The organism is Falsiruegeria litorea R37 (assembly GCF_900172225.1).
GTDB lineage: Bacteria > Pseudomonadota > Alphaproteobacteria > Rhodobacterales > Rhodobacteraceae > Falsiruegeria > Falsiruegeria litorea.
Genome location: NZ_FWFO01000001.1, coordinates 674,707 through 688,613, shown reverse-complemented (window position 1 = coordinate 688,613; position 13,907 = coordinate 674,707). Strand labels below are relative to the sequence as shown.

13 protein-coding genes are annotated in these 13,907 nt (G+C 60.4%); 6 read left to right on the top strand and 7 right to left on the bottom strand.

Going from position 1 to position 13,907, the window contains the following annotated elements:
• Window positions 1-22: 22 nt before the first annotated feature.
• The 7 genes from TRL7639_RS03545 to TRL7639_RS03515 all read right to left on the bottom strand — a co-directional run bounded on the left by TRL7639_RS03545 (window position 23) and on the right by TRL7639_RS03515 (window position 7,887).
• A complete protein-coding gene (locus tag TRL7639_RS03545; RefSeq protein ID WP_085794399.1) occupies window positions 23-1,126 on the bottom strand; it encodes a mandelate racemase/muconate lactonizing enzyme family protein in 1,104 nt (367 codons plus the stop codon).
• An 87-nt stretch (window positions 1,127-1,213) separates the two neighbouring features.
• Complete coding sequence (locus TRL7639_RS03540) at window positions 1,214-2,323, bottom strand: mandelate racemase/muconate lactonizing enzyme family protein (RefSeq protein WP_085794398.1); 1,110 nt, start codon at window positions 2,321-2,323, stop codon at window positions 1,214-1,216.
• A complete protein-coding gene (locus TRL7639_RS03535; protein WP_207559631.1) occupies window positions 2,320-2,604 on the bottom strand; it encodes a cupin domain-containing protein in 285 nt (94 codons plus the stop codon). The genes TRL7639_RS03540 and TRL7639_RS03535 overlap by 4 nt, the downstream gene beginning before the upstream one ends.
• The gene (locus tag TRL7639_RS03530) at window positions 2,601-3,707 is read right to left on the bottom strand and encodes a mandelate racemase/muconate lactonizing enzyme family protein (protein ID WP_085794397.1); all 1,107 of its coding nucleotides are present in this window, start codon (window positions 3,705-3,707) and stop codon (window positions 2,601-2,603) included. Before TRL7639_RS03530 ends, TRL7639_RS03535 begins: the two co-directional genes overlap by 4 nt.
• The gene (locus TRL7639_RS03525; RefSeq protein WP_085794396.1) at window positions 3,704-4,282 is read right to left on the bottom strand and encodes a dimethylsulfonioproprionate lyase family protein; all 579 of its coding nucleotides are present in this window, start codon (window positions 4,280-4,282) and stop codon (window positions 3,704-3,706) included. The genes TRL7639_RS03530 and TRL7639_RS03525 overlap by 4 nt, the downstream gene beginning before the upstream one ends.
• Window positions 4,279-5,361, bottom strand: coding sequence for an alcohol dehydrogenase family protein (locus TRL7639_RS03520; RefSeq protein WP_085794395.1), 1,083 nt, complete (start codon window positions 5,359-5,361; stop codon window positions 4,279-4,281). Before TRL7639_RS03520 ends, TRL7639_RS03525 begins: the two co-directional genes overlap by 4 nt.
• A gap of 72 nt (window positions 5,362-5,433) precedes the next feature.
• Window positions 5,434-7,887, bottom strand: a complete 2,454-nt coding sequence (locus TRL7639_RS03515; RefSeq protein WP_085794394.1) for an FAD-dependent oxidoreductase — start codon at window positions 7,885-7,887, stop codon at window positions 5,434-5,436.
• Window positions 7,888-7,955: 68 nt separating this feature from the next.
• Here TRL7639_RS03515 and TRL7639_RS03510 point away from each other — a divergent pair, with 68 nt between their 5' ends.
• The 6 genes from TRL7639_RS03510 to pcaF all read left to right on the top strand — a co-directional run bounded on the left by TRL7639_RS03510 (window position 7,956) and on the right by pcaF (window position 13,899).
• Window positions 7,956-8,843: a MurR/RpiR family transcriptional regulator gene (locus tag TRL7639_RS03510; protein ID WP_085794393.1), complete on the top strand. Its 888-nt coding sequence runs from the start codon at window positions 7,956-7,958 to the stop codon at window positions 8,841-8,843.
• The gene (locus tag TRL7639_RS03505; protein WP_085794392.1) at window positions 8,840-9,931 is read left to right on the top strand and encodes an aromatic ring-hydroxylating oxygenase subunit alpha; all 1,092 of its coding nucleotides are present in this window, start codon (window positions 8,840-8,842) and stop codon (window positions 9,929-9,931) included. Before TRL7639_RS03510 ends, TRL7639_RS03505 begins: the two co-directional genes overlap by 4 nt.
• 21 nt (window positions 9,932-9,952) lie before the next feature.
• Complete coding sequence (locus TRL7639_RS03500; RefSeq protein WP_085794391.1) at window positions 9,953-10,363, top strand: GFA family protein; 411 nt, start codon at window positions 9,953-9,955, stop codon at window positions 10,361-10,363.
• A 175-nt stretch (window positions 10,364-10,538) separates the two neighbouring features.
• Window positions 10,539-10,931, top strand: coding sequence for a carboxymuconolactone decarboxylase family protein (locus TRL7639_RS03495; protein ID WP_085794390.1), 393 nt, complete (start codon window positions 10,539-10,541; stop codon window positions 10,929-10,931).
• 71 nt (window positions 10,932-11,002) lie between these two features.
• Complete coding sequence (locus TRL7639_RS03490) at window positions 11,003-12,442, top strand: arylsulfatase (RefSeq protein WP_085794389.1); 1,440 nt, start codon at window positions 11,003-11,005, stop codon at window positions 12,440-12,442.
• Window positions 12,443-12,696: 254 nt separating this feature from the next.
• Complete coding sequence (pcaF, locus tag TRL7639_RS03485; RefSeq protein ID WP_085794388.1) at window positions 12,697-13,899, top strand: 3-oxoadipyl-CoA thiolase; 1,203 nt, start codon at window positions 12,697-12,699, stop codon at window positions 13,897-13,899.
• Window positions 13,900-13,907 lie beyond the last annotated feature (8 nt).

The window sequence follows — 13,907 nt, the reverse complement described above, 5'->3', positions numbered from 1 at the left end:
ATTTTGACCAGAAAGTCAAAAATCAGTCAAGAACGAGATCGGGTGGGCCGAGCACATCTTTGTCAGGTCGAATGCCAAGACCGGGTCCGTCTGGTGGTGCGATCCGTCCTTGATCGCGTGTGGGACCATCAGGGGCGAGCCGCGGGGCCACATAGCCTGACAGATCGCAGACGTTCAGAACGCGGGCTGGATCGGTCGACACGCCCAGATGGAGCAGCGCGGCTGTGGTGATGTCCGAGCCCCAGGTGTCTTCGATGCACATCTTGGCGCCCAAATGCAGGCACAGATCGCGGGCACGACGCGTGGCCGAGAGACCGCCGAATTTCGACAATTTCAGCGCGACTGCATCCATGCAGCCCTGCGCGTGCCCCGCCAACAGGCTGGCCGTGTCATGGGCGTTTTCGTCGAGTTTCATCGGCAGGCCCGTGGCGTCGCGAACCCGGGCGCAATCGTCGATGGTGGCGCAAGGCTGCTCGAGCATAATGTCCAGATCGGCTACGGCGCGACCTACGCGGGTGGCATCCAACGAGGTGGCGCCGCAGTTCCAGTCGCCATAGACCAGCGGCCCGTCGCCGACCGCTTCGCGTACTTTGCGCAAGCGGGCGACATCGGCCTGCCAATCCGCGTCGGCGCCCAGCTTGACCTGAAACTGGCGCATACCTGACTGATAAGCGGTCTGGGCGATGCGGGCCATTTCATCGGGCGCGACGCAGGTGATCGAATGATAGAGCGGCATCGTGTCGGCGCGGCGCCCACCAAGAAGTGCATGAAGCGGCAGGTTGGCGGCCTGGCCCGTCAGGTCCCATAGGGCGATATCGAGTGCAGATTTGGCGTAGACGTGACCTTGCAGATGTCTGTCGAGTTTGGCCATCAGCGCCTCGGGGCCGACAGGATCAGCGCCGAGCAGCACCGGGGCCATCTCTTGCACCGCCGGCGCCACACCACAGGCGTAGGCGGGCAGGTAATGGGGGATCGGGCAGACCTCTCCCCACCCGGTCAGGCCACTGTCGGCTTCAAGGGCCACGACCACCGTTTCAACCGTATCACAGGTTTTGCCGTCGGCCATATAATAGGCGGTGTGCGACGTGAGCGGCACGTGCCATAGGGAAATGCGCGTGAGTTTCATAGCGGGCCTTTCATGTCCATACTGGGCATTGGGGGGCGCTGCCCCCCGCCTGCGGCTCCCCCCACCGTATTTGGAACGAGAAGAAGATCATGGGGTGTAAACCGCCACTGGATCGCCCAGCGCATCTTCGTCAGGATGCACACCGAGGCCCGGAGTTTCGGGCAGGTGCAGGTGGCCGTCGATATTGCGCGGGCCGCGACCACCGGCGATGTCGAGCGTCAGCATGTCCTGACAAGCCCAGACCGCGTGGCAATTCTCATCCGGGATAGTGGCCGCCAGATGGAGCGCTTCGGTGTCGGCCAGGACCGAGCCGCCGGTGGCCATGACGAACATGTCGATGCCATGGGCCAACGCGATGTCGCGCATGCGGGCAGCCTTGGTCAGGCCGCCAACACGGTTGAGCTTGATCCCAAACACCTCGGCCAGACCATCGCGAGCAATGCGGGCGGCGTCTTGCAGGGTGACGAGGCTTTCGTCGACACTGACCGGGGCTGAATGCAGCGGACGGATGGCGGCGATGTCGTCGAGGGTTTCACAGGGTTGTTCGAACATCACGTGCAGATCCTCGGTCGCGCGCATTACGCGCAGCGCTTGCTGCCGGGTCCAGCCCCGGTTGACGTCGTAGAGCACGATCTCACCGGGGCGGCGAATGTCTTCCATATCGCGGACGCGTTCGATGTCGCGTTCCACGTCGCCGCCGATCTTGACGGAATGGGCGACATAGCCGCGCTGGCGGTAGCGGTCGACGACGGCGCGGGTCTCGGCCACCGTCTTAGCCCCGACCGACGAGGCAGTCGGGCGCGGTGTGCGCGAGCCACCGCCCATCAGATCGGCAATTGGCAGGCCCGCCGCCTGCCCTGCGATATCCCAGCAGGCCATATCGATAGGGGATTTGGCATAAAGATGCCCCGGCAGTGCCAGATCCATCGCGCGCTCCACATCCAGCACACGGCGCGGATCAAGGCCAATGATGAAGGGTGCCATCGTTTCGATCCCGGCACGGATGCCAGGGCCATGAGCAGGCACATATGTGTGCCCCCACGGCGTGCCCTCGCCCCACCCAACAAGCCCCTCGTCGGTTTCAAGCTTGACCAGCGTGGCATCCAATACTTCGAACTTGAGCCGCCCGCCTGAAAGCCAATAGGGATGCTCGAGCGGCAGGTCGACGTGATAGACCGTGATGCGGGTGATTTTCATTTCAATTCCACTTCAACAAAGCTCATCGGCTGATCCGAGGCGTTGATGACATTGTGTTCGACACCTTCGTCGCGTCGATAAGAGGTGCCTGCAGGGACGGTGACCTCGTTCGTCGTGCCGTCGGGCAGTTCCAGCCGCATGTGACAGTCGGTGACTGCGGTGATGACGTAATCCATGGCATGGCGGTGCCAGCCGGTTTCTGCGCCGGGCGTGAAATCGAACCGAGTGACCCGAACCCGGTTGTCGTCGATCATCTGAGTGGCTTTGGCTTGCTCTGTCATTGGACAAACTCCTCTACCGGGGTGCCGAGACTGTCGAAATCAGCGGCAACACCAAGCCCCGGCGTGTTTGTGGCGTACAGCTTGCCGTCGCGTGCCTCTGGCCCGCCGATGCCGGTTGATCGGGTGTTGTAGTTCATCAGATCGGTGGTGTTGTGCAGATACTCGGGTGGCGTGGTGGCTGCGAAATGGGCAAGTGCGGCGCTGGTGATCTCTCCGCCCCAGGTGTCTTCGGCCACAACCGGAATGCGGTTCTCGACCAGGTAATCCCGCACACGGCGGGCTTTGGAGAGGCCACCAAGGTTCGAGATCTTGAGGCACACAAGCTCAGCAGCGCGATCTGCCACAATCTGCTGCGCCACAGCCATGCCGGTCACGCATTCATCCAGCTTCATCGGCAGGTCGGTCCGGGCGCGCACCTGCAGACACTCAGCATAAGTGCGGCAGGGTTGTTCCAGGATATAGTCCAGGTCATGCGTGGCTCGGGCCACACGGATCGCATTGTCAACGCGCCAGCCCTGATTGGCGTCCGCCATCGCCTTTTCGCCCGGTTTCAGCAACGGCACGGTAGACCGGATACGGTCAATATCGGCGGCCCAATCACCGCCCACCTTGATCTGAAACTGGCGATAGCCCTGCGCGCGATAGCCCTCCATCTCGGCGATGGTCTCGCTGGTGCCTTTCTGTGGCGCGACGCGGTACATGGGCGCACCATCGGTCAGCTTGCCGCCCCACACTGCCCAAAGGGGCGCGTTCAACGACTGTCCCAGAAGATCCCAACAGGCCGCATCAAACGCCGATTTGGCATAGCCGTGTCCCTGCACCAAATGGTCCATGACCTGCTCTATCCGGGCCACGTTGCAAGGGTCCTCGCCCAGCAGATGTGGCGCGATCAGTCGGGCCAGCGCGGGCACCCCTTCGGAATGCGCGACCATGTAGTTCTCGCCGCAGGGCGTGAACTCACCACACCCCTGCAGTCCTGCGTCTGTGTCGATCACCACGACCGAGGCCTGCGCCACGTTGATCGCATTGCCCGCGCCCCAGACATACTCCCCACCCACATAGGGCAGGTCCGTCTGAAAGATGCGGATGCGGGTGATTTTCATGCGGCGTCCATTTGCGGCAGATCGGCCATGCCCGCGCCGCGCCACAGCACAAAGGTCAGGATGGGCTGGTTGTTTGTCACCATCGCGTGGCTTTGCCAGCCGGTGTGGGCACGGGTTTCACCCGCTTTGACGCAGGCCTCATCCTCATCAGCGTAGAACGTCGCCTCACCCGCGATGTTGAGGTACAACTCCTCAGCCTCGTGGCTGTGCCAGTCATAGCTCAACCGCTCGCCCCAATAACCGATATAGCCACGCAGCCGGGTTGAGTAATAATGGCCGGTGGGGCCGAAGAGCTCAAAATAGCCGTAGCGGTTGCGGAAGTCGGCGCCGACCTCCTCCTCGGAATAGGTGCGTTTCCAGCTGGCCAGATGTGTGGCCTTCTTGACCGCCTGTACCAATGGATCCGTTTGCGAGGTTCCCGGCAGCGGCAAGTTCGCGACCAAGTCAGTGGCGGGAACGGCGCGCGGTTGCAGGCCAGATGGGGTCAGATCATCCGGCCAGGGAGCGAACCCGTTCAGATCAGGGTGCGCAGCATGCAACTGCCGGGCGGCTTCAAGGACAGCGTCGAGGGTCATGGGATCACTACGATGTTTCCAGTATGGGTTTTGTCGATAAAGGCCTGCTGGGCCTCTCGTAGCTGATTAAGGGGGTAGGTCGCGGCCAAAGCTGGCTTGATCTTGCCATCCTCTATAAATTTCACGACATCGGTGAAGTTTTCCGGTCCATTGACGGTCGAGCCGGTGAAGGTCAGATCGCGCAGGTAGAAGGTGCGCAAATCAAGCTCGACCAACGGGCCAGCGATGGCGCCCGAGCATGTGTAGCGCCCGCCACGTTCGAGGACGTCGATCAGCTTGCCAAAGTTGTCGCCCCCAACAACATCTGCAACCACCGTGATCTTTTCACCTTTGAGCGCCTTGCGCAGGTTTCCGGGGTCTCGGGGCAGGATCATGTCCGGATCCAATTCAGCAACCTCGGCATGTTTGGCCTCGGACGCCATTGCAATCGTGCGAGCACCGCGCAATTTGGCAAGTTGGATCAAGGCACCGCCAACGCCACCCGATGCGCCGGGTATCAAAACGGTGTCGCCCGGCCCCACGTCGGCGCGATCCACCATGCCCTCGGCCGTGACATACGAGCAGATGAAGGTGGCAAGTTCAGCGTCGCTGAGATCGCAGTCAATCGGCGCGACCCCGCGAACGTCGGCTTTGGTGTATTCAGCATAACCACCGTCGCATTCCGAGCCGAAGTAACCGGCCTTATCGCGGTTCATCGGTTCATCCCAGTCCCGCAGCCAGCCTGCCACCATGACGCGTTTGCCAATCAGGCCCGGATCGGCGCCCTCTCCGACCGCCACAACCTCGCCGACTGCATCCGCGCCTTGAATTCGGGGAAACGTCAGCGGGGCACCTCCCCAGGTGCTGTCTTCGTCGTCGACTTCATCATAAGCACCGCCGGTTGTGGCCTCGTCCACCGCCTTGGAATACCAGCCCGTGCGGGTGTTCACGTCGGTGTTGTTCAGGCCACAGGCCCCGACCTTGATCACCACCTCCATCGGACCTGCCTGGGGCGTGGGCCAATCTTCATGCCATTCGTATTTGTCCAGATCGCCGTGGCCGGTCAGCACCATGGCCTTCATCGTTGCGGGAATGGTCATGTCAGTGGTCCTTTCAATGTAGGAAGGGGGCGCCGCCCCCTCCCGTATTTGGAACAAGAAGAAGGGGATGGATCATTCTGCGGCCACCTTGGTGGCATCAGTGCGCGGCAACAGACTTTGCGGGTCGTAAGCCGGTTCGCCCAGGATACGGCCTTTGCGGGGTTTGCCCGCTACGATGACCTCAACCTCGGCGCCGGGTTGGTTGGCGTGCGGCTTGACGTAGGCAAAGGCCAGGATCTTGCCGACTGTGTGCCCATAAGCCACCGACGCGGTTGAGCCGACCACCTGCCCGTCCAGCATCACGGCCTCACCACCATGGCCATCTTCGACGCCATCGGGTTCAATCTCCAAGTAGGCGCAGACCCAGGGCAGATCGGTGTTGAGCGTCTTGTCTTTGCCCAGATAGTCCTTGTCCTGCCGGGCAAAGCGCAGCACGTCGGCCTCGGCCAACGTCACTTCGTTGGTCAATTCACCTGCCCCCTTGAACCCTTTCTCCATCCGCAGAGCGTTCATCGCAAAGGAGCCATAGTCGGTGATGCCGTGCGCCTCACCCGCGGCCCAAAGCGCGTCATAAACGGCCAGGGTGCTGTCGCGCGGGATGTGCAGCTCCCACCCCAACTCACCCGCATAGGACATGCGGAAAGCCCAGAGCTTGTGACCAGCGACCTCGATCTCTTGCGCGGTGAGCCATTTGAACCCGGCGTTGGACAGGTCCGCATCGGTGCAGGCCCCCATCACGTCGCGGGCAGCGGGGCCGTTGACTGACAAGGCGGCCCAATCATTGGATCGCAGGATGATCTCGGCATTTTCGCCATCGCGTTGCTGTTCCAGATGATCCAGCAGGCGCTGCTCAAAGAAGGCCGCGCAGACAAGATAGTATCGCCCCTCGTCCAGCTTCACGACAGTAGTTTCCAGCTCGATCCGCCCCCGGCGGTTGAGCATATGGGTCAGCGCAATCCCCCCGACCTTTTGCGGCAGGCGGTTGGCAGTCAGCCGGTCCAGCAGTACCTCGGCATCCGGACCTGCAACCTCAACCTTGGTGAATGCCGAGATGTCCATGATGCCGACAGTTTCACGCACGGCTTTGCACTCGGTCGCGACCATGTCGTGCACCGCGTTGCGCTTGAACGAATAGTGGTCGCGCTGCTCAACGCCGTCTTTCGCGAACCAGCGGGGGCGTTCGTGGCCAAAGACCTCCTCATAGACCGCGCCCTTGTCCTTGAGCCGCTCGTACAGCGGCGAGGGCTTGATCGGTCGCCCTGCAAGGCGGTTGAAATGCGGGAACGGGATCTCGTGGCGCAGACAGTAGTCTTCCTTGGCCTTTGTGACCTGCCAGTCCTTGGTGGCATAGCTGCCAAAGCGGCGCGGATCGTATTCGCGCATCGAAATGTCGGCAGACCCGTGCACCATCCAGCGCGCCAGCTCACGTGTCAGGCCCGGGCCCCAGCCGATGCCGATCTGTGTACCGCAGCAGCACCAATAATTGCGCACGCCCGGTGCAGGGCCGATCAGCGGGTTGCCATCCGGCGGGTGCGAAATGGCGCCATGTACATCGCGGGAAATCCCCAACTCGGCAAAGATCGGCATGCGGTTGAGGCTCTCTTCGAGCCAGGGCATGACGCGGTCGTAGTCGGCATCGAACAGCCAGTTCTCGTAATCCCATGGGCATTCATCCAGCCAAACCGCGTTAGGGTTGGCCTTTTCATAAATGCCGATCAGGCCGCGCTTCTGCTCCATCCGGATGTAGCCCGAGACTTTTTTGTCGTCGCGGATGACGGGGAGTTCCTTGTCCAGCCCCTCGAACTCGGGCACCGGGTCGGTGACGAAATAGTGGTGTGTCATCGAGGTCATCGGCAATTGCAGGCCGGACCATTCACCCATCTGGCGGGCGTAGGTGCCGCCGGCGTTGACCACATGTTCGCAGGTGATGGTGCCCTGTTCGCTTTCAACCATCCATTCGCCAGTTGGTCTTTGGGTGATGTTTGTGGCACGGCAGCGGCGGACGATCTTGACGCCCAGCGCACGGGCACCTGCCGCCATCGCCATCGTCACATTGGTCGGATCCACGTGGCCGTCATCCGGCGTGTACAGCGCACCCAGAACCCCGTCGAGGTTGTAGAACGGGTGCAGCTCGGCCACCTTCTCGGGGCCCACAAGCTCGATGTTGAAGCCAAGAGACCGGCCCACCGACAAGGTGTGGCGCAGCCAATCCATCTCATCCTCGGTATAGGCAAGGCGGAACGACCCGCAGCCATGCCATGTCACGGCCTGCCCTGTCTCGGCCTCTAGCGCGCCGGAATAAAGCCCGATGTTGTAGTCCACGCATTTGCCCAGACCAAAGGAACTGGTCGAATGGGTGATTTGGCCAGCGGCGTGCCAGGTCGAGCCGGACGTCAGCTCTCCCTTCTCAAGCAAGACGACGTCACTCCAGCCTTCATGCGCCAGGTGATAGGCAAGACCCACCCCCATGACCCCCCCACCCACGATGACAACGCGGGCGTGCGACGGCAGTTTATTCTCGGACATGATTTTTCCACTTCATGCATCACGATTCTGCTCGACAGGCTAATTCCACATTTGTACCATCGTCAATCATGAATGACACAAATGTATCATCAATCGTTCTGGACCGGCTGACCGAAGAATGGGATGCCCTGACGCCCGAGGCGCAGAAGGCCGCCCGTTACGTGCTGGAAAACCCTACGGATGTGGGGGTTTCGACCGTGCGCGAGATTGCCGAAGCCGCCAATGTGAAACCAAACACATTTGTTCGCATGGCTCAGCAAGTTGGCTTTGACGGGTACGAGGATTTCCGCGCCCCGTTCCGCGATGCGATTCGACGCGGGACCGTATCCTTCCCGGATCGCGCTCGATGGCTGCAGGATATTGGGAAGTCCGGCGAGCTTGGTGGGCTTTACGCCGATATGGTCGGCGCTGCGATCCGAAACATCGAAGAAACCTTTGGCGGGATCAGCGAAGAAGCCCTAAAGGCGGCCGCGACGGACATCTGGAACTCGCGACAGGTTCTGACACTGGGGGTCGGCGTCAACAACTCGAACGCGCGCAATTTCACCTATCTCGCCTCAACCGGCATGAAGCAGTTTCACGCGATCCCGCGCCCCGGATCAGCAGCAATCGACGATCTGGCCTGGGCGGATGAGCAGGACGTGCTGATCGCCATGACCTGCCGCCCCTATCGAACCGAAGTGATCGAAGCGATCAAACTGGCACGCGAACAGGGGCTGACGGTTGTCGGCATCTCGGACAGCCCGGCGAGTCCTGTCATCCTGAACGCCCATCACGGCTTTGTGGTTGCCGCCGACACGCCGCAATTCTTCCCCTCGTCCGTTTCAACCATCGCTCTGTTGGAAACGCTGCTGTCCTTTGTGATCGCCGTCTCCAGTGATGAGATTGTCGAACGAGTCGAGCGGTTTCATCGTCGTCGCCATCAATTGGGCCTATATGCGGAGGAGCCTGAATGAACGCACCCCTGACGCAGTCTCTGGACGCGCGCTATTATACCGATCCCGCGATTTTCGAGCAGGAAATGCAGGGGCTTCTGGCCCGAACTTGGCAGTTTGCCGGCCATATCGCCCAAGTGCGCGAGATCGGGGACTATTTTGCCTTCGAAATCGCTGGTGAAAGCCTGTTCTGCATTCGCGGCCGTGACGGGGAAATCCGCACGTTCTATAACGTTTGCCAACACCGCGCGCATGAAATGGTCACCGGTGCGGGCAATACGCGTGTGGTCGTGTGCCCTTACCACTCGTGGACCTATGAGCTGTCAGGCGAGCTACGCGCTGGCCCAAACATCAAGTCGGTGCCGGGATTTGACCGCTCAGCCATCTGTCTGACTTCGGTGCGCACCGAGGTGTTCAACGGCTTCATCTTTGTCAATCTCGATGATGATGCCGCACCAATGGACGTCTGGTATCCCGGCGTGCGCGAAGAGATCCTTGCCTATGTGCCTCATATCGACGCGCTTGAACCGCTGGAATGGGTCGAGGTGCCGGAAAACTGCAACTGGAAAGTCAGCATCGAGAACTACTCGGAATGCTATCACTGCCCGACCAACCACCCCACCTTTGCCGAAGGTGTCGTCAAACCCGAGACCTATGACATCAAGCCCGATGAGGGTGGTGGCTACGTCCTGCGCCACACGACCGAGTGCCAAGCCCTCGACAAGATGACCTATCCCATCGACATGTCGGTGCCTCATGCGGGTGACTATCAGTCGTGGTTCCTGTGGCCAATGTTTTCGTTCCAATGCTATCCGGGCAATGTGCTCAACACCTATCACTGGCGCGCCGGGGGCACCGATCACTGCACTGTCTGGCGCGGCTGGTATACCGAGGGCGGCTCGGAAAGCGCGGTCATCCGGCAGCTCGCGGTGCAGGATCGCGAAACCACCGTGGAAGAAGACATTCACCTTGTGGAATCGGTCTATCGCGGCCTTAAATCGCGGGGCTACAAACCCGGACCGCTGGTGCTGGATCCGTCCGGCGGGGTGATGTCTGAACACTCGATCGCCAAGCTGCAACAATGGATGCGCGAGGCGGTTGATCCATAGCCCGCCGCAAGGAGGAGACCTGTGACCAAAAGAACGGGACGCTGCGCCTGCGGCGCTGTCACTTGGCAGACTTCGGGTCCCGTACTTTGGGCCGGGCATTGCCATTGCGACAGCTGCAGGCGCGCAAGCGCGGCCCCGGTCACCAGCTTCTTCGGCGTTCCCCGCGATAGGGTCACCTGGACCGGAGAGATCACGGATCGGCAGTCTTCGGACGGCGTCCACCGAGGGTTTTGCGCAAGCTGTGGCTCGCAGCTTTACTATCAGGCCGATGTTTGGCCGGATGAGACGCATCTGTTTGCAGCGACCCTGGACGATCACAAGCTGTTCGAACCCCAAGCGCACTACCACTGGGCCGAGCGGGTTTCATGGATGAAGCTTGCCGATGACTTGCCAAAATACGCGGGCTCGGCTGATGGCCATGATCCATTGTAGCGGCGGGACATTGGAATGACGGATTTGCCAGGAAACCACTGCCACTGGGTCATCCCGCAACCCGCTTGCGCGGCACATGCCCGACGACACACCGAAACACCAAAGCTTTCAAGCGGCAGCCAATCGCAGACCACCTGAGAGCTGACCAAACGCCAAGACCGACACGGAGATACACATGGCCGATTTGTTCAACGAAGATCTGTTCCTCAAAGGCCTGGAGCAACGCAAGGGCACTCTGGGTGCCGAATACGTCGAAAAGAACCTGGCCGCGGCCGATGACTTCACCCGCCCCTTTCAAGAGGCGATGACCGCCTGGTGCTGGGGCTTTGGCTGGGGCGATGACGTGATCGAGCCCAAGACACGTTCGATGATGAACCTGGCGATGATCGGCGCCCTCGGAAAGATGCATGAGTGGGAGATTCACTGCCGCGGTGCACTGAATAACGGTGTCAGCAAAGAGGAAATCCGCGCCATCATCCACGTGATCGGCATTTACTGCGGGGTGCCGCAGTCGTTGGAGTGCTTCCGCGTGGCCCGCAAGGTGCTGGAAGAAGCCGGACAGCTGTGACCCCCCAAAACAGTTGACTAGGGTTCGAATTCAAACGTTAGAATACCTCCAGTTGATCTGGAGGTACTTTCATGAAGATATTTCGCAGTCTACTGATCGCGGCCGGTCTGACGTGTTCTTTGTCGTCCATGGCCGCAGCCCAAGACAAACCCAACATCGTCTTCATCTTTCTGGACAATTTCGGCTGGGGTGAACCCGGGTTTAATGGCGGTGGCATTGTCCGCGGAACCGAGACACCTTCAATGGATGCGCTGGCCGCAGAAGGTCTGCGGTTGACCAATTTCAATGTCGAAAGCCAGTGCACCCCATCGCGCGCGGCCACGATGACGGGCCGATACGGCATCCGCAGCGGCAATCACACTGTGCCACTTGGTGGCGGCGTCTACGGTTTGGTGCAGTGGGAAATCACGATGGCCGAGATGCTGAAAGAGGCCGGGTATGACACCGCAATGCTCGGCAAGTGGCATCTGGGCTGGACTGAAGGGCGTTTCCCAACAAGTCAGGGTTTCGACGAGTTTTATGGCGTCGAAACAACGGATGTCACGGTGTGGCGCACACTTAGTGGATTTGCCGAGGCCGACATGGAAGCCCCCGTTGTCATGCAAGGCGTGGCCGGGCAGCCAGCCACCGTGGCCCGAGATTATGATATCGAGTACCGAGGCCTAATTGACGGGGACCTGACCCAAAAAGCCGTCGATTTCATCAACCGCAAAAGCCAAACCGAAGATCCGTTCTTTCTGTATCTGGCTTACACAAACACGCATTATCCAAACATCCCCCATCCAGAGTTTGAAGGCGCAACCGGCAATGGTGTTTGGGCGGATATATTGTTGCAGACCGATACCTATATCGGGCAGGTCGTGCAGGCGTTGGAAGACGCTGGAGTCGGCGATGAAACGGTGGTGATCTTCACTGCGGACAACGGCCCCGAAGCCTTGCCTGTCGGCAGCTCCAATGTTTCCCCCACTCCGGCAGTTCAAGGCACGTCCGGCCCGTTCCGTGGCACCTTGTTCACCAGTCTCGAGGGCAGCATGCGGGTTCCTTTTGCGATCAAGTGGCCCGGCAGGATTCCGGCTGGATCGGCGAGCAATGAAGTGGTGCATTCCATGGATCTGTTCCCCACACTTGCAGCCTTTGCTGGCGGCTCAGTCCCACAAGATCGCGCATTTGACGGGATCGATCAGTCCGCGTTTTTTCTGGGCGAACAGAAGAACTCGAACCGAGATGGCGTGATCGTCTACATGGGAGAGCAGATTTACGGCGTGAAATGGCAGGATTGGAAAGTCCTGTTCAAAGAGAACGCTACGATTTTCAGCCCCACAGAGTCCTTTGATACGCCCCGGGTCTATAATCTGTTGAACGATCCCGGTGAACGCGACAACGTGCTGTTCCCTTACACTTGGGTTGCCGCGAAGGCTTTGCCGCAGCTGGGTGAGCATTTGGCGTCTTTCGAAAAGTATCCCCGCATAGCTCCGGGAACACCTGATCCGTACTCTCCGCCTGCAAACTAACGCAGGCAGAAGATCACTGCGACACAGCGGCTCAACCAACGAGAGAGACCAGGAACTCTCCATTTCAGGTCTCTCCCCTTCACAGAGACAGAAATCTTTATTGAATATTTACAATCACATAAATGATACGTGTTACCGTATTTTGATAACACCATCATTCTTGTTACATTTTTCTTGCCTCGAATCGCTTTTCGACAATATAACCGACCAAGCGGTCACCTTATGGTGCAGCCAACAATTGGAGACTATTCTGAATGGACGCCTTCATCTGCGACGCACAACGCACCCCAATCGGACGCTACGGCGGGGCCCTGTCCGGGGTTCGCACCGACGATCTGGCTGCGCTGCCAATAGCCGCCCTGATGGAACGCAACCCCGATGTGGACTGGGCCAGTGTTGACGACGTGATCTTTGGCGACGCCAATCAGGCCGGCGAAAGCAACCGCAACGTGGCTCGGATGGCCGGGCTGCTGGCCGGTCTGCCGATCGATGTTCCGGGCACCACGGTGAACCGGCTGTGCGCCAGCGGCATGGACGCTGTTGGCATGGCCTCGCGCGGGATCAAGGCTGGTGACTATGACATGGTCATCGCCGGAGGTGTCGAAAGCATGAGCCGGGCGCCATTTGTGATGCCCAAGGCCACCAGCGCCTTTAGCCGCGCAAACAATGTCTATGACACCACCATCGGCTGGCGCTTCGTGAACAAGAAGATGCATCAGATGTATGGCACCGACACCATGCCGCAGACCGCTGACAACGTGGCGGATGACTATGGCGTCAGCCGGGCGGACCAGGATGCCTTTGCCGCGCGCAGCCAGGCGCGTTGGGCTGCGGCTGATGCGGCTGGCGTGTTCAAGGACGAAATCGCCCCTGTGACACTGCCGCAGCGCAAGGGCGATCCGATTGTGTTCGACACCGACGAACACCCCCGCCCCGGCTCGACTGCCGAAAAGCTGGCAGGGCTCAAGGGCATCAATGGCCCGGACAAGACCGTGACCGCAGGCAACGCCTCGGGCGTCAATGACGGTGCTGCGGCGATCCTGATGGCAAACGAAGCGGCCGCAGCCAAGAACAATCTCAAGCCGATGGCCCGCGTGGTGGGCATGTCGGTCGCAGGTGTGGCCCCCCGCGTCATGGGCATCGGGCCGGTTCCGGCCTGCCGCAAGGTTTTGGCCCGTGCGGGTCTGACCATCGAGCAGATGGATGTGATAGAATTGAACGAAGCTTTTGCCAGCCAGGGTCTTGCCACCCTGCGCGAACTTGGCGTGGCCGATGATGCACCCCATGTTAACCCCAACGGTGGTGCCATCTCGATCGGGCACCCGTTGGGTATGTCGGGCGCGCGTCTGGTGCTGACGGCGGCCTATCAATTGCAACGCACGGGCGGGCGCTATGCGCTGTGCACCATGTGCGTCGGAGTCGGACAGGGTGCTGCCCTGATCCTGGAACGAGTTTAAGGAGGGAA